This window comes from Amycolatopsis sp. NPDC051758 (assembly GCF_044453095.1).
GTDB lineage: Bacteria > Actinomycetota > Actinomycetes > Mycobacteriales > Pseudonocardiaceae > Amycolatopsis.
The window spans coordinates 404,881-419,981 of sequence record NZ_JBITCJ010000006.1 but is presented as its reverse complement, the minus strand read 5'-3'; the positions used below and the strand labels follow the sequence as shown (position 1 = coordinate 419,981).

The window sequence follows — 15,101 nt, the reverse complement described above, 5'->3', positions numbered from 1 at the left end:
AGGCAAGGCGAGCAATCGCAAACTTCGCAACACCGGGAGAGTCCGATGACGGAACAGGCCAAGCAGGCGGCCGCGGAGCTGGCGGCGCAGTGGGCGAACGACCCCCGCTGGGCGGGCGTGCAGCGCTCCTACTCGGCTGAGGACGTCGTCAAGCTGCGTGGCAGCGTCGTCGAGGAGCACACCCTGGCCCGCCGGGGTGCCGAGAAGCTGTGGAACCTCCTGCACACCGAGGACTACGTCCACGCGCTGGGCGCCCTGACCGGCAACCAGGCCGTCCAGCAGGTCCGCGCGGGCCTGCAGGCCATCTACCTGTCCGGCTGGCAGGTCGCGGCGGACGCCAACCTGTCCGGCCAGACCTACCCGGACCAGAGCCTCTACCCGGCCAACTCGGTGCCGGCCGTGGTCCGCCGGATCAACAACGCGCTGGGCCGCGCCGACCAGATCAACTGGGCCGAGGGCAACACCGACATCGACTGGTACGCCCCGATCGTCGCCGACGCCGAGGCTGGCTTCGGTGGCCCGCTCAACGCGTTCGAGCTGATGAAGGGCATGATCGCGGCCGGCGCCGCGGGTGTGCACTGGGAAGACCAGCTCGCGTCGGAGAAGAAGTGCGGCCACCTCGGCGGCAAGGTGCTCATCCCGACCAAGCAGCACGAGCGCACGCTGAACGCCGCCCGCCTCGCCGCGGACGTGCTGAACGTGCCGTCGCTGATCGTCGCCCGCACCGACGCGCAGGCCGCGACGCTGCTGACCAGCGACGTCGACGAGCGTGACCAGCAGTTCCTCACCGGCGGCCGCACCGCCGAGGGCTTCTACGAGGTCACCAACGGCATCGACCCGTGCATCGAGCGCGGCCTGGCCTACGCCCAGTACGCCGACCTGCTCTGGATGGAGACCTCGGAGCCGGACCTCGAGGTGGCGCGCAAGTACGCCGAGGCGATCAAGGCGAAGTTCCCGGACCAGATGCTGGCCTACAACTGCTCGCCGTCGTTCAACTGGAAGAAGCACCTGGACGACGCGACGATCGCGAAGTTCCAGCGCGAGCTCGGCCACATGGGCTACAAGTTCCAGTTCATCACGCTGGCCGGCTTCCACGCGCTGAACTACTCGATGTTCGACCTGGCGCACGGCTACGCCCGCGAGGGCATGACCGCCTACGTCGACCTGCAGGAGCGCGAGTTCGCTTCGGAGAGCCGCGGTTACACGGCGACGAAGCACCAGCGCGAGGTCGGCACCGGCTACTTCGACAACGTCGCGACGGCGCTGAACCCGGAGAGCTCGACCACGGCGCTCAAGGGCTCCACCGAAGAAGCCCAGTTCCACTGATCCCGGTCGCGGCCTGACGGCGGCCCCCCTCCGTCGTCAGGCCGCGTCCCCCTTCCTTTCCTTCCCTGCACAGCTCTGCTCGCGGAGGCACCCCATGGTTGATCGGCTGAACTACCGCATCGAGGTCACCGGACCGGTCGAGGGCCGGTCCGCCGAAATCCTCACCCCGGCGGCACTCGACTTCCTGGCCAAGCTCGACAACACCTTCGCCGGCCGCCGGCGCGAGCTGCTCGACGCCCGTCGCGTGCGCCGCGAGGAGCTGCAGTCGGGGGAGAAGCCGCTCGGCTTCCTGCCCGAGACCCGCCGGATCCGCGACGACGAGTCCTGGCACGTCGCGCCGACGGCGCCGGGCCTGGAAGACCGCCGGGTCGAGATCACCGGCCCGACCGACCGCAAGATGACGGTCAACGCGCTGAACTCCGGCGCGAAGGTGTGGCTGGCGGACTTCGAGGACGCGACGTCGCCGACGTGGCACAACGTCATCGACGGCCAGCTCAACCTCTTCGACGCGATCCGCCGCAACATCGACTTCACCACCGAGGCCGGCAAGCACTACACGATCGGCGACGACCCCGCGACGATCGTCGCGCGTCCCCGCGGCTGGCACCTGGTGGAGAAGCACATCCGCATCGACGGCCGTCCGGTCTCGGCGAGCCTGGTCGACTTCGGCCTGTTCTTCTTCCACAACGCCCGCCAGCTGCTCGCGCGCGGCGTCGGCCCGTACTTCTACCTGCCGAAGCTCGAGAACCACCTCGAAGCGCGGCTGTGGAACGACGTCTTCCTGCTGGCGCAGCGCGAGCTCGGCGTCCCGCGCGGCACGATCCGCGCCACCGTGCTGATCGAGACGATCACCGCCGCGTTCGAGATGGACGAGATCCTTTACGAACTGCGCGAGCACGCTGCGGGCCTCAACGCCGGGCGCTGGGACTACATCTTCAGCATGATCAAGAACTTCGCCGCGCACGGCGCCGACTTCGTGCTGCCGGACCGCGCGCAGGTCACGATGACCGTGCCGTTCATGCGGGCCTACACCGAGCTGCTGGTGCAGACCTGCCACAAGCGCGGCGCGCACGCCATCGGCGGCATGGCCGCGTTCATCCCGAGCAAGGACCCGGAGATCAACGCGACCGCGCTCGAGAAGGTCCGCGCCGACAAGGAACGTGAGGCCGGCGACGGCTTCGACGGTTCCTGGGTGGCGCACCCCGGGCTCGTTCCGGTCTGCCGCGAGGTGTTCGACAGTGTGCTCGGCGGCTGGCCGAACCAGCTCGGCAAGCTGCGGGACGACGTCGAGGTCACCGCGGAGGACCTGCTCGACGTCGCGAGCGCCGGCGGCGAGGTCACCGAAGCGGGCGTGCGCGCGAACATCAACGTCGCGCTGCGCTACGTCGACGCGTGGCTGCGCGGCACCGGCGCGGCGGCGATCCACAACCTGATGGAGGACGCGGCCACCGCCGAGATCGCGCGTTGCCAGATCTGGCAGTGGATCCGCAACGGCACGAAGCTCGAGGACGGCACGGCGCTCACCCGCGAACTGGCGGTCGAGTTCCTGGACGACGAACTCGCGTCGGTGCGTGCGGAACTCGGCGAGAGCAACCGCCTCGGCGACGCGTACGAGATCTTCACCGAGACCGCGCTGGGCGAGAAGCTGCCGAGCTTCCTCACCACGGGTGCCTACGCGCGGTACCTCACGGACGCCCGGTAGCAGGGCTCGGTTCGATGCGCTCTCAGCGGAAGAGAGTGCTTCGAGCTCCGGCCGCCCCTACCTGACGAGGGGCGGCCGGATCCACACTGGTTGGGATGGTGTGGTCCGAACCGGCCCGGTGACGGAGGCTCCCCGTCACCGGGCCGGTTCATTTCTGCTTGTCGTCCCCGCGGTTCAAGCCGCCAGGGACCGGGCGGCGCGGCGGAACTCGTCGTAGTCGCGGTAGTAGTCGGCCTCGTCGTACTCCTCGGACGCCAGGCAGAGCAGGACCGCGCCGGGGGCGAACTCGGTGACGTCGCACCACACCATGGGGCTCACGTAGAGGCCGCGGCTCGGGTTGTCCAGGACGTAGGTCGCCTGCTGGAAGCCGTCGTCCGCGACGACCGTGAAACTGCCGTGGACCGGGATCAGCAGCTGGATCAGCTCGCGGTGGCCGTGCGCGCCGCGCGAAGCGCCGTCGCGGACGTCGTGGAGGTAGAACGCCCGGCGCACGTCGAAGTCGACGTCCTGGCGCGGCTGGATCACGGTGAGGCGGCCGCGCTGGTCGGCGTGCTCGGGGAAGTCGATGATCCGGCAGGGTGCGATCCGGCCGATCACGGGCTGGTCGCCGCCGGAGCGGGTTTCGGATGCCATGGTCACCTTTCCTTCACGTTGACGGATCCTCACGCGGCCTTCGGTGCCGGCGGGGCCAGGCGGGCGGCCAGCGCGGCCCGGTCCACCTTGCCGTTCGGGTTGAGCGGCAGCTCGTCGAACGCCGTCGCCCGGCGCGGCACCATGTAGCCGGGCAGCTTCGTCCGCAGGCCGGCGAGGAGGACCTCGGCGTCCTGGGCGACGCCGGTGTAGGCGGCCTCGAGGTCCAGTTCGCCGTTCGGCCCGGTCAAGGGGACGACAAACGCGTCCCGCACGCCCGGCTGCGCCCGCAGCGCCGCTTCGATCTCCCCGAGTTCCACGCGGTAGCCGCGGATCTTGATCTGGTGGTCGAGCCGGCCGTGGTGGACGAGCCGGCCGTCCTCGACGCGTACCCGGTCCCCGGTGCGGTACCAGTGCTGCCCGGTCAACGGGGTCGAACCGTCGTACACCTCGGCGCGTTCACCCTCGAACGTGACGAACCGGCCGGCGTTGTCGCCCGCGTCCAGGTAACCCGGGAACCGCTGTGGCCCGCGCACGCACAGTTCGCCGTCCGCCGACGGTGTCCCGTCGTCGCCGATGATCAAGCTTTCGAGTTCCGGGTACACGGGTCCGATGGGGACGGTGCCGTTCGCCGGGCGCGGCCATTCGTCGACCTCGTCGGGTAGGCGGTACCCGGTGCAGGTGATCGTCACCTCGGTGGGGCCGTAGCTGTTCTCCAGCGCGCTGTCCGGGGCCGCGGCCCGCCACGCCTCCGCCTGGCTCGTGGTCAGCGCCTCGCCGCAGAACACGCTCCACTTCAACGTCGGCATGCTGCCGGGGGCGAGGCCACGCAGCTTCAGCGCGAACGAAACCACGGACGGCACCGAGCACCAGTGCGTCAGGCGCGCCCGCTTCACGAACCGCACCGGCGTGAGAACGTCGTTGGCGCTGGGCACCACCAGCGTCGCGCCCGAGCCCCACGCGAGGAACATGTCGCGCACGGACGGGTCGAAGGTGAGGTCGAAGACCTGCGACACCCGCGAGCCCGGGCCCGCTTCGTACAACGGGATCACGTGGTCGAGGTAGGCGGAAACGTTGCGGTGCTGGATCGGCACGCCCTTCGGCGTCCCGGTGGAGCCGGAGGTGAAGAGGATGTAGGCGAGGTCGTCCGGGCCGGCCGCCGAGCCGGGCAGAGCGGGGGTGGCGCCCTCGCGAAGCCTGGCCAGCTTCGGATCGGCCCGCACGACGGGGGCCGGCCAGTCGTCCAGCCCTGGGGTGTCTTCCTGCGCCAGCACCAGGTCCAGGCCGGCCGCCCGGGTGATGGCGGCGTTGCGGGCCGCCGGGAACGCCGGGTTCAGCGGGACGACGGTGGCGCCGAGCCGTTGCGCCGCAAGGTATCCCGCGTAGGCCAGTGGGCAGCGCGCGGCCAGCAGCCCGATCCTCGACGGCGCGCCGCCGTGCTCGGCGACCAGCACCCCGGCCAGCCGGCCGGCCAGCGTGTCGAGCTCGGTGTAGCTGAACTGCTCGCCGGACACCTCCAGCGCGGTCTCGTCGCCGAACTCCGCCACCGTGGTGGTGAACCAGTCGTCGAGCGTGCGGGCGTCGGTCATGGGATCCCTCCTCGGCTGGGACGTCATCGGGCCGTCTCCGCCAGCAGCGCGTCGGCCGAGTCCGCAACCGCGGACAGCACGACTTCGGTGACCCCGCCGCCGATCCCGAAGACCGCGGCCTGGGCGCGAAGCCACTGCGCGCCGCCGGCCGCGAACCCGTCGGCCCCCTGCAGCTGGGCGCAGTCCGCCAGTACCCGTTCGGCGGTCATGCCCGCGCCGGCCTTGAGCAACGCGGCGGCCGCGGTGTCGTACCGCGTCGCGACCCGGTCGCCGAGCTCCCGGCACAGCGCGTCCAGCTGCCGCACCGCCACTACGCAGGTGGCGAATCGCTGGCGCACGCTTTCGTTGCGCCACAACGGTTCGTCGGACCGGGTGGGGTCCTCGAGCCGGGCCTTCGTGGCCGTCAGCACCCGCCGGCACAGCGCGACCGCCCACAGGGCGCCGGCGAGCCGTTCCACCGCGATCTGGCGGGCGAAGGCGGCCAGCCCGCGGCCCGGCTTGCCCACCAGGTGCTCGCGGGGCAGCCGCACGTCCTCGAAGGTCAGATGGCCGACGCCGGCGCCCGCGAACAGCTCGGTGTCCGCGGGGCGCGCCGTCACGCCGGCGGCCGAGGCCGGCACCAGCACCCAGGTGAAGTTGGTGAAGTGCCGTCCCGGGCGGTGGCGGGCCAGCACCAGGATCCGGTCGGCCTGGGTGGCGTTGGTGATCCAGCGCTTGCCGCCGTTGAGCACGAGCTCGTTGTCGCCGATGGCCACCTCGGTGCCGAGCGCGGTCAGGTCGGAGCCGGCGGTGGTGTCCGTGGCGGCCAAGGCGGTCACCGAGGTCCCGGCGAGCGCGTCGGCCAGCGCCGCCTCGGCCGGGCCGGAGCCGGTGGCGAGCAGCGGCACCGCGGTGGCCAGCTGGACGCACGACGACAGCGTGGCCCCCACCTCCGCCTGGGCGTCCACTTCGGACAGCAGACGGCCGAGGCCCACGGGATCCACGCCGAGGGACGGATCGCCGCCGCGGTACGCCGAGCGCAGCGCGCCGGACGCGCCCAGCGCGGCCCAGACCTCCCGGCCGCCGCCGGTCAGCGCGTCCCCCTGATCGGGCAGCAGCTCAGGCAAGACGCACCTCCGGGTCGAGCAGGGCCAGCCGGCCGTCCGCGAGGCGCAGCCGGTCGTTGCTGTAGTTCAGCGCCGCGGATCGCAGGTCGCGCAGCGCGCGCTCCAGGCCGGTGGGGGAGTCCTTCAGGTAACCGTGCTGCAGGCCGACCGCGTCGATCAGGTCTTCCACGACGGCGTGGCACTGCTCGGCGGCGGTGATCTTCAGCGTGTTCAGCAGGAGCTGGTTGCGCGGCCGCGAAAGGTCGTCCGCTTCCGCGACCCGCTGCGCGGTCTGCCGCAGCAGCGCGTGCACGGCGTCCACCCGCTGGCGCGCCGAACCGAGCCGGCTCAGCAGCAGCTCGGAGTCGAGGTTGAACCGCTGCCGGCCGTCCTTGCTGCGCAACAGGGTCAGCACGCCCGACAGCGCGCCGCTGGCGGTGCCGAGCCAGCTCGCCGACCAGCCGAGGTGGGCCAGCGGCCCGAAGACCTCGGCCGCGATCCGGCCGAACCCGCCGTGCTCGCCGACAACCTGGTGGCCGGGCAGCCGCCCTTCCAGGCGCAGCGGCGCGCTGTGGCTGGCGCGCATCCCCATCGGCTGCCAGTCGCCCGACGCGGTCACCGTGAGCTGGTCGCGGTGCGCGTACACGAGCGAAACCTGGTTGGGCGACCCGGCGCCGGGACGCAGCATGGTGACGAGGAAGCCGTCCGCGTGCGCCCCGCCGGTCACGATCGGCGCGAACCGGTCGACGACCAGGTCGCCGTCGGAGACTTCGAGCCCGGCCTGGGCGGTGCGCAGGTGGCCGCCCTTGCCGGCCTCCGTGGTCACCGACGCCAGGTACACCCGGCCGGCCGCGATCTCGGGCAGCAGCTCGGCACGCAGCTGCGGGCCCGCGTGCCCCACCACCGCGGCGACCTGCTGGCAGTGCATCGCGAAGATCATCGCGACGGACATGTCGGCCCGCCCGATCCGGATGGCGGCGTCCAGCAGATCGGTGACGTCGCCGCCGAGGCCGCCGTGCCCGGCGGGGACCAGCAGCCCCAGCAGCCCGGTCGCCCGCAGCTCGGCCAGCGCCTCCACCGGGAACGACGCTTCCTGGTCGTGGCGCGCGGCGTGCTCGGCGGCGACCGCGGCCACGCGGCCGGCGAGGGCCGTGGGGCCGGCCGGCGCCGGCTCGGTCAAGGCCGCTGCCGCGTCACTCATGCCGCTCGCTCGCCCGGCGTGCCGAGCGCGGCCTGCACCGCGTCCCACAGGCTGCCGGCGGTGGCGAACGTGGCGTCGGTGAGGTCCTCGTCGGGCAGGGAGACGTCGAACGTGTCCTCGATCGCGAACAGCAGCTCGATGGACTGCATGGAGTCCAGCCCGAGCTCCCACAGCTTCGACTCGGGGGTGATCTCCCGTCCGTCCAGGAACCTCAGGAATCGGGTGAGCAGCTCGGTGAATCGCTGGTCCATGGATCGTTCCTTTCCTGTGGCACCACGGCGATCGAGGCGCGCGTGAGGTGGAGGCGTGAGGCGTGGACGACGGGCGAGCCGGGCCGGTCGCCGTCGACGACGATCTCCGCCGGGGCAGGGTGGCCGAGGAAGGCCAGCAGGCTCGCGTACAGGCCGTAGGCCCCGGTGTTGGGGACGGCCAGCAGGTCTCCCGGGGCGAGCCGGGGCAGCTGGACGTTGCGCGCCCAGGTGTCCAAGGGCGTGCACAACGGGCCGACGACGGTCGTCTCGGTCGTCTCGGCAGGACCGGCCGCGCGGTCGACGGTGAGCAGGTGGGGCACCAAAGGAGGCAGCCGGCGCAGGCCGGACATGCCGCCGAGGTGGTTGATGCCGGACTCGAGGACGACGATCTCCCGGCCGTGCGACCGTTTGGTGTCGAGCACCGACGTCACGAGCGTGCCCGCCGTGCCGACCAGGTAGCGGCCCGACTCGAACGCGATCGCCGGACGTCCCTCGCGCCAGCCGGGCACACCGTCGTCGAACAGCTCCTCCAGCCGTTCACGCATCCCGTCGAATTCGACCGCGGCGCCGGCCTTCGCGAAGGGGGCGCCGAAACCGCCGCCGAGGTCGAGCACCTCGATCGTGGCCCCTTCCGCCTCCAGCGCCCCGCTCAGGCGCGTGGCGGTGCGCAGGGTGTGGCCGAACTGGGCGACGAGGTCGTCTGCGCTGACCAGGTTCGTGCCCATGTAGAGGTGCAGGCCCACCACCGACGCGTGCGGCCGGCCCGCGAAGCGCGCGGGCTCGGCCAGCACCCAGCCGGCGTCCGCGCCGAACTGGGACGGCACGCCGGTCATCGCCAGCCGCTGGCCCGGAGTCGGCTGGTCGTCGTTGACCCGCAGGAGACAGCGCGCGTGGACGCCGAGATCCGCGGCGATCCGGTCGAGCTGGTCCAGCGCCGCCGGCGAGTCCACCGAGAACTTCCGGACGCCCGACCGCAGGGCGGCCGCCACATCGGCGTCGCGCTTCCCGGGCCCGGTGTACAAGGCATCCGCGGCCGGCCAGCCCGCGTCGAGCGTCGCGTCCAGCTCACCCGGCGAGCACACCTCGGGTTCCGCGCCGCCGGCCCGCAGCTCACCCAGCAGCGCCGGGTGCGGGTTCGCCTTGAGCGAGTAGTAGAGGCTGCACTCCTCGGGCAGCGCGGCCCGCAGCCGGCGCGCGTTGCGCCGCACTTCGGCCAGGTCATAGACGTAGGCGGGGGTGCCCACCTGCGCCAGCGCTTCCCGGACCGAGGGGGACGTGGTGATCTGCTGGTCCAGCAATGCTTCAGACATGCCGTGCCCCCCGGACCAGGCCGGCCAGCCCCTTGCGGTCGACCTTCCCGTTGCGGGACAAGGGAAGTTCGTCGATGATCACGCACTGGCGCGGGATCTTGAACTCCTCGATCTGCTCCCGCATGCCGGCCAGCACCTGCTCGGCCGTCAGTGTGCCGGTCGCCACCAGCGCGGCGGGCTCGCCGTCACTCGGCGGCAGCACCGCCGCCGACGCGCAGCCGGGCACCCGGCGCGCGGCGGCCTCGACCTCGGTCGCGCTGACCCGGAAACCACGCTCCTTGTAGATGTCGTCCCGGCGGCCGGAGAAGTAGAGGTAGCCGTCCTCGTCCAGCCAGCCGTAGTCCCCGGTGCGCAGCTGCGGGAACAGCCCGTCGGCCTTGGGGAAGCGCTGGTCGGTCAGCTCGGGCCGCCGCCAGTAGCCGGCCATCACGTTCGGGCCGCGCACGATGATCTCGCCGACCTCACCCGGCGGCTGGCGCCGGCCGACGTCGTCCACGACGAACACCTCGGTGCCGGGCAGCGCGCGACCGGACGATCCCGGGCGGACCAGGTCCTCGTCCGGGGGCATGATGGTGGCTCGTTTGCACTCGGTCAGCCCGAACATCAGCTGCACCCGCAGGCCGGGGATCGCCGCCCGCAAGCCGACGAGCGCCTCGGACGGCATCGCCGCGCCGGTGTTGGTGAGCAGCCGCAAGGCCGGGGCAGGCCCGCCCCGGGCCAGCAGCCGGGCCAGCGCTTCCGCCACCGCAGGCACCGCAGCCAGGACGGTCGCGTTCGCTCGCACGAGGTTGCGTGCCAAGGCCGGCCCGACTTCCGCCGGTTGCCCCAGCCAGACGTGCGCGCCGCTGACCGCGCCGAGGAACAGCTGGTAGAGCCCGTAGTCGAAGGACAGCGGCAGTGGCGAGTACACCACGTCGTCGTCCCGATAGGACAGTTGCGACTGGATGGCCTGCGCCGCGAAGACGGCTTGCTGGTGCGTGCTGACGACGGCCTTGGGCAGCGACGTCGTGCCCGAGGTGTAGATCAGGCACACCGGGTCCACCGCGAGCGGGCCGTCACCGGCCGCCGGGGCCCAGGGCCGCGCTTCGCCGGTGAACCCGGCGTCGGCCAGCGTCTCGGTGTCGACCGCGTCGATCCCCTTGGCCCGTGCGTCATCGACGACGGCAGGGTCGGCCCCGACGACCAGTGCGGGCTCGGCGTCGTCGAGCACGTGCGCCAACGGGCGTCCGCGCACCTGTTCGTGCATGAGGATGAACGCGGCCCCCATGCGCGCCGCCGCGTACAGCAGCGCGGGAATCAGCGGGGTGGAGCCCGCCACCACGACCATCCGGTCGCCGCGCCGCAGGCCCCGGTCCGCGAGCCAGCGGGCGAGCCGGTGGCTGGCGTCGGCCAGTTCGGCGTGGGTGAGGGTGGTCCCGCCGCTGGTGACCGCGGGCCGGCCGGGCCAGCGGGCAGCGGCGTCGTCCACCAGGTGCGCCAGCAGCGTGGGCTGGGGGTTCATCAGGCTCCTCCCAGCCGGCACAGGCCGTCGAGGTGGTGAAGGTTCTCCGGCAGCAGGTCGTCCGGGTCGAACTCGACGTCGAGCTGCTGTTCGAGGCGCGCCACGATCTCGACCAGCCGCATGGAGTCGAACCCCGGCAACAGGGTCAGCTCCGGCTCGGCCAGCACCCGCTCGGGGGTGGTGCCCAGCACCTCGGCGACGATCCCGGCGACCGTGTCACGCAGTTCGTTCGGCGCGGCGCCGAACACTTCCCGGTCCGCGGCCAGCGCCCGGCCCAGCCGGTCGAGCAGCCCGGCAGGCTCCCGGCGGCCCCGCTCCGCCCGGCGCGCGGCCAGGTAGGTCTGCTCGGTCAGCAGGCCCCATTCCCGCAGGTGCTCGTCGACCGCGTCGGTGCCGGTGCGGGCCTGGAACGCGGCGTGCAGCTTGCGGGACCGGGTCAGCAGCCAGGTCTCCAAGGTGAGCCGGTGCAACGCCGCCGCCCGGTCGGCGTGGCGGGCGTAGGCGTCCAGGTACTCGGCGGGATCGGCGATGTCGACGATCGGGGTGGCCGCCGGCACGGTCGCGGCGGGCGCCAGTGCCACCACGTGCCCGGCGGTGGGGAGCTTGGCCCAGTCCACTTCCCAGCGGCCGGGCACGGCGTTGCCCCACGGCGTCTGGTTGCGGTAGGCGTCGGTGATCGCGGCGCCGGCCGGGCAGCTGCGCACCAGGAAGCTGTGTTCCATGTGCTGCTGCAGGTAGTACGGCGTCCAGGACAGGTCGTACGCGTCGGCCACCACGTAGAGCTCGACGTGCTCGGCGCTCAGCGCCTCGAGCCGCGCCGGGGTGATGTCCCGCCAGCGATCGGTCACCAGGAGACCCAGGAACCGCTCCGCGTCGGCGAGGTGGCTGTCGAGGCTCGGCTCGACCGTCGGCAGCCCGTCCGGTCCGGCGGCGGGCCGGAACCGCAGCGCGGCGCCCAGCGCCAGGTGGGTGTCCGGGCCGTGGTGGCGGTCGGCGACAACCGCGAGGTTGGCCTGAAGGCAGTCCAGCAGCTGCGCGTGGACCGTGCTCTCCGTCGAGGTCATCAGGCCTGCCTCCCCGGAGCCTCGCCGGCGGCGCAGGAGGACGACGCTGGGCTTTCCTTCACGGGTGTCATGGCCACTCCCCAATCTCGGCGCTTCAGGTCGCGGGCGCCGGCCGGAACCTGGCCACCGGCGTCGGGAAAGCATTTGCCGAGGAACTCCCGAACGCCCGAAGCGGTGCATATCGCGGTCATTCAGTGGACCCCCGAACTCCGGACCTCACACCGATTGATTCTTCTGAACCGCGCCGGAAGGGTCTACTCCTGGAGTGTCTTCGAACCCGGCGGCGCGGCCACGGCGAAGGGGCGATTCTTTTTTGTTGCCCGAAACGCCCCGCTCAGTGGCCGGCGATGCCCGCCCCGATGGCGGCCTGCAGTTCCGCGACGTCGCCCGTCGAGGAGAACTCGTTCACCGCGACGACAACCGGGATCGTCCGGGCCGGCGGGCACGCCGAGCCGTGCGCGCACGACGGGACGAGCCGCAGCCGGTGGAAGTCCGCGATCGCCGCCCGCTGGTAGTGCGAATAGTCGGCGGGATCCGCGTCGCGGCGAATGGGGATGGAGCCCTTCCTGGTGTTGAAAGCCCGCTGTCCCTCGACGCTGGCCACGGTTTCCAGCCAGCTGTCCGCGCCGGCCGGATTGGGGGCGTTCTTGGGCAGGACGAACGCGTCGCCCAGCCACTGGAAGGTCCCGTCGGTGCCCGGGAAAGGCTGGTACGAGTAATGCGTGAACCCGTGGCTCTCCAGTTCGGCGGCCACCCAGTCGCCCATGAAGAAGTAGCCGGCTTCGCCGCTGCTCAACCGCTTTGCCGCTTCGGTCCAGTGCAGGCTGTCGCGGTCGGGGTTCGAATACGACAGCAGTTTCTTGTAGTTCTCGAGGACTTCGGTGACATCACCCGTTGACCAGTCGGCTTCGGCGGTCCACAGGGCCTCGAAGCGGTCAGGTCCGAGCTCGGCGAGCAGGAGCCCTTCGAGCAGGTCGAGCTGGGTCCAGTGCGGGCCGAGCGCGAGCGGGTGGCTGATGCCCGAGGCACGGAGCGCGTCCAGGTGGTGGACGAACTCCCCGAGGTTCGCCGGCCGGCCGGTGAGCCCGGCGCCGGCCAGCGCTTCCTCGTTGCCCCAGAGCATCAGGCGGTGGATGCCCACGGGCAGGCAGTAGACGTTCCCGTCCACCGTGAGGGCGTCGAGCAGGCCCTGGGGCAGGAGGTCGAGCAGGCCCCACCGCGCGAACCGGTCACTGAGATCGGCGAGGCGGCCGGCGTCGACGTGGTCCGTCACTTCTCCGCCGGGGTGGAGCTGGATGCCGTCCGGCGGGTCGTTGTCCTGCAGCCGCGCCTGGAGCACCGCCACCGGGTCCGCCGCCCCGTCCCCGCCACCGGCGAGGACGGGGTTGACGAAGTCCTGCCCGGGCGACCGCTGCGCGAACACCTCCACGAGGGAGTCGACCGCGGCCTTCTCGACAACCCGTTCGGGATCGTCGTCGGTCGCCCAGGCGAAGACCTCGACCCGGTGGTCTTCCCGGTGTGCGGGCCCCGTGCTCATGCCGCGCTACGCTCCTCGCCCTCACCGGGCTTCTTCGGCTCGGCAGGCGCCGGAACCGCGGTCAGGGCGGCGGTCTTCTTGCGGCCGAACTTGCGCATCATCGGCGACTCCACGAAGCGGAACAGGAGCCAGCCGCCGAGGATGCTCAGGGCGGCCATGCCGAGCAGGACCAGGACCGCGACGGGGGTGGAGAACTGTCCGCCGGTGACGCCCCGCAGCCAGAAGACCGTCACGATCTGGACCATGTAGAACCCGAAGGAGATCTGCCCGAGGAAGACCCAGCGCTTGCCGTTCACCCCGGTCCGCGAGCCCCGCAGGTCCGCGGTGGCGAAGGCGGCGATCACGATCCCGATCGGCGCGAGGGTGATCAGGTTGATCGCCAGCTGCACCGGCGCGTACAGGGCGACGAACCAGGCGACGACCATGATCACCGTCGCGACCAGCGGGCCGACCTGCTTCGGCCACTTGCCCGCGGCGACGATGCGCGCCACGAACATGCCGGTCAGGAACTCGAAGATGCGCCCGACCGGGAAGAGGTAGGCGAGCCAGTACTGCGTCGGGGACATCGGGTCCGGGGAGCCGGCGGGCGGCCCCTCGACGAGGGTGTTGACGAGGAGCTGGTAGATCCCGAGGCCGGCGACCATCGCCACCGCGCCGATCCACAGCCCGCGCGCCTTCAGCTTGAACAGCGGCCGGACGAGCAGCGGGAAGGTCAGGTAGAAGAGCAGCTCCGCGCAGAGCGACCACGCGGGGACGTTCATGGCCTGGCTGATCTCGTAGGTCGGGAACCACGACTGGATCAGGAACAGGTTGGGCAGCCAGACCCGCCAGCTCACCACACCGCCGGCGAACAGCACCATCACGGCGATCCACATGACCACGTGGTTCGGGAAGACCTTCACCAGCCGGCGGCGGATGAACGACCGCGCCGTGGTGGTCGGCCGTGCGGACCAGGTGATGACGAACCCGCTCAGCACGAAGAAGAAGGACAACCCGATGTAGCCGCTGAAGGCGAAGGTCGTCGCGTACCAGGTCGCGGCGCCGGTGTCGGCGAACGGGCTGACCGTCGCGAAACCGGGGCCGAGCGGGCTCATCATCAGCCCGGTGTGGAAGAGGAACGTCATGATCGCGGCGATGAACCGCAGCCCTGTCAACGAGTTCAGCGCCTTGGCCGGCGTCGCCGTGCCCCCGGAGCCTGGGCCTGCGGGCACTAGCCTCGCCGCGCCGCCATTGCTGTCACTCACGACCTACTCCTTCACGCTGGCCGGTCGGTTCTTTGGCGAACCGTACGATTCCGGACTCGGTGAGGACGTCTCCGCGATTGCTGGCCGGGAGACGAGGGGCCGCGGGCGGGGGCTACCGCCGCGCTTCCAGGAGGACCTTCGCCGCTTCGCGGGCTGTGTCGGCTTCGCCCGGTTCGCCGGTGATCGCGGCCAGGACGGTCGCGCCTTCCACGAGCGAAAACAGCTGGTCGGCGCGGCTCTGGTCGGGAACGAGACCGCGCAGGTAGGCCCGGACCTCGGTCTTGTGCTTGCGGATGGCGGCGGCGATGCCCGGCGCGGGTTCACCGAACTCGCCGAACGAGTTGACAAACGCGCAGCCCCGGAAGCCCGGCTCGGCGAACCAGTTCTTCAGCCAGCCGAAGACGGCGAGCGGGTCGTCGCCGCGGGCGTGGACAAAATCGCGCAACGACGTCCGCCAGCGCTCGTCGCGCCGCAGGAGGTAGGCCTCGACCAGGTCGGTCTTCGACGGGAAGGACTGGTAGAGCCGCTTGAGCGAGACGCCCGAGCGCGCGCGGACGGCGTCCATCCCGACCGCCTGCACGCCGTGGGCGTAGAAGAGGTCTTCGGCGGCCTCCAGCAACCGGTCGGTCGCCTCCGTGGGATTCATGTCACCTGCCTCTGG

Annotated in this window: 13 protein-coding genes; 2 read left to right on the top strand and 11 right to left on the bottom strand. The window is 71.8% G+C overall.

Annotated elements, in window-relative coordinates; genetic code table 11:
• Positions 1-45 precede the first annotated feature (45 nt).
• Both aceA and aceB read left to right on the top strand, forming a co-directional pair.
• A complete protein-coding gene (aceA, locus tag ACIA5G_RS29220) occupies positions 46-1,326 on the top strand; it encodes an isocitrate lyase (RefSeq protein WP_395928802.1) in 1,281 nt (426 codons plus the stop codon).
• 94 nt (positions 1,327-1,420) lie between these two features.
• Positions 1,421-3,028, top strand: coding sequence for a malate synthase A (gene aceB, locus ACIA5G_RS29215; RefSeq protein WP_395928800.1), 1,608 nt, complete (start codon positions 1,421-1,423; stop codon positions 3,026-3,028).
• Between the two features lie 174 nt (positions 3,029-3,202).
• Here the strand turns inward: aceB and ACIA5G_RS29210 are convergent, their stop codons facing one another.
• From ACIA5G_RS29210 to ACIA5G_RS29160, 11 genes are all read right to left on the bottom strand, one after another.
• Positions 3,203-3,661 (bottom strand): sugar 3,4-ketoisomerase, encoded by a 459-nt coding sequence (locus tag ACIA5G_RS29210; RefSeq protein ID WP_395928797.1) that lies wholly within the window; start codon positions 3,659-3,661, stop codon positions 3,203-3,205.
• A 29-nt stretch (positions 3,662-3,690) separates the two neighbouring features.
• The gene (locus tag ACIA5G_RS29205; protein ID WP_395928795.1) at positions 3,691-5,247 is read right to left on the bottom strand and encodes an amino acid adenylation domain-containing protein; all 1,557 of its coding nucleotides are present in this window, start codon (positions 5,245-5,247) and stop codon (positions 3,691-3,693) included.
• A gap of 23 nt (positions 5,248-5,270) precedes the next feature.
• Positions 5,271-6,353 (bottom strand): acyl-CoA dehydrogenase family protein, encoded by a 1,083-nt coding sequence (locus tag ACIA5G_RS29200; RefSeq protein WP_395928793.1) that lies wholly within the window; start codon positions 6,351-6,353, stop codon positions 5,271-5,273.
• Entirely contained in the window at positions 6,346-7,533 is a 1,188-nt protein-coding gene (locus tag ACIA5G_RS29195; protein ID WP_395928791.1) for an acyl-CoA dehydrogenase family protein, read from the bottom strand. The genes ACIA5G_RS29200 and ACIA5G_RS29195 overlap by 8 nt, the downstream gene beginning before the upstream one ends.
• Complete coding sequence (locus ACIA5G_RS29190) at positions 7,530-7,784, bottom strand: acyl carrier protein (protein WP_395928789.1); 255 nt, start codon at positions 7,782-7,784, stop codon at positions 7,530-7,532. Before ACIA5G_RS29190 ends, ACIA5G_RS29195 begins: the two co-directional genes overlap by 4 nt.
• Positions 7,745-9,094: a type III PLP-dependent enzyme gene (locus tag ACIA5G_RS29185; protein ID WP_395928787.1), complete on the bottom strand. Its 1,350-nt coding sequence runs from the start codon at positions 9,092-9,094 to the stop codon at positions 7,745-7,747. Before ACIA5G_RS29185 ends, ACIA5G_RS29190 begins: the two co-directional genes overlap by 40 nt.
• Complete coding sequence (locus tag ACIA5G_RS29180; RefSeq protein ID WP_395928785.1) at positions 9,087-10,595, bottom strand: class I adenylate-forming enzyme family protein; 1,509 nt, start codon at positions 10,593-10,595, stop codon at positions 9,087-9,089. The genes ACIA5G_RS29185 and ACIA5G_RS29180 overlap by 8 nt, the downstream gene beginning before the upstream one ends.
• The gene (locus ACIA5G_RS29175; RefSeq protein WP_395928783.1) at positions 10,595-11,659 is read right to left on the bottom strand and encodes an acyl carrier protein; all 1,065 of its coding nucleotides are present in this window, start codon (positions 11,657-11,659) and stop codon (positions 10,595-10,597) included. Before ACIA5G_RS29175 ends, ACIA5G_RS29180 begins: the two co-directional genes overlap by 1 nt.
• Positions 11,660-11,993: 334 nt before the next feature.
• Positions 11,994-13,196, bottom strand: coding sequence for an ABC transporter substrate-binding protein (locus tag ACIA5G_RS29170; RefSeq protein WP_395928781.1), 1,203 nt, complete (start codon positions 13,194-13,196; stop codon positions 11,994-11,996).
• Positions 13,193-14,440, bottom strand: coding sequence for an acyltransferase family protein (locus tag ACIA5G_RS29165; RefSeq protein WP_395928779.1), 1,248 nt, complete (start codon positions 14,438-14,440; stop codon positions 13,193-13,195). The genes ACIA5G_RS29170 and ACIA5G_RS29165 overlap by 4 nt, the downstream gene beginning before the upstream one ends.
• A gap of 112 nt (positions 14,441-14,552) precedes the next feature.
• Positions 14,553-15,086: a TetR/AcrR family transcriptional regulator gene (locus tag ACIA5G_RS29160; protein ID WP_395928777.1), complete on the bottom strand. Its 534-nt coding sequence runs from the start codon at positions 15,084-15,086 to the stop codon at positions 14,553-14,555.
• Between the last annotated feature and the right edge of the window lie 15 nt (positions 15,087-15,101).

Excerpts from the sequence above, each read along its gene's own strand:
- ACIA5G_RS29180 (WP_395928785.1), bottom strand. The coding sequence starts at position 10,595 with ATGAACCCCCAGCCCACGCTGCTGGCGCACCTGGTGGACGACGCCGCT.
- ACIA5G_RS29210 (WP_395928797.1), bottom strand. The coding sequence starts at position 3,661 with ATGGCATCCGAAACCCGCTCCGGCGGCGACCAGCCCGTGATCGGCCGG.
- ACIA5G_RS29185 (WP_395928787.1), bottom strand. The coding sequence starts at position 9,094 with ATGTCTGAAGCATTGCTGGACCAGCAGATCACCACGTCCCCCTCGGTC.
- ACIA5G_RS29190 (WP_395928789.1), bottom strand. The coding sequence starts at position 7,784 with ATGGACCAGCGATTCACCGAGCTGCTCACCCGATTCCTGAGGTTCCTG.
- ACIA5G_RS29160 (WP_395928777.1), bottom strand. The coding sequence starts at position 15,086 with ATGAATCCCACGGAGGCGACCGACCGGTTGCTGGAGGCCGCCGAAGAC.
- aceA (WP_395928802.1), top strand. The coding sequence starts at position 46 with ATGACGGAACAGGCCAAGCAGGCGGCCGCGGAGCTGGCGGCGCAGTGG.
- ACIA5G_RS29170 (WP_395928781.1), bottom strand. The coding sequence starts at position 13,196 with ATGAGCACGGGGCCCGCACACCGGGAAGACCACCGGGTCGAGGTCTTC.
- aceB (WP_395928800.1), top strand. The coding sequence starts at position 1,421 with ATGGTTGATCGGCTGAACTACCGCATCGAGGTCACCGGACCGGTCGAG.
- ACIA5G_RS29205 (WP_395928795.1), bottom strand. The coding sequence starts at position 5,247 with ATGACCGACGCCCGCACGCTCGACGACTGGTTCACCACCACGGTGGCG.
- ACIA5G_RS29175 (WP_395928783.1), bottom strand. The coding sequence starts at position 11,659 with ATGACCTCGACGGAGAGCACGGTCCACGCGCAGCTGCTGGACTGCCTT.
- ACIA5G_RS29195 (WP_395928791.1), bottom strand. The coding sequence starts at position 7,533 with ATGAGTGACGCGGCAGCGGCCTTGACCGAGCCGGCGCCGGCCGGCCCC.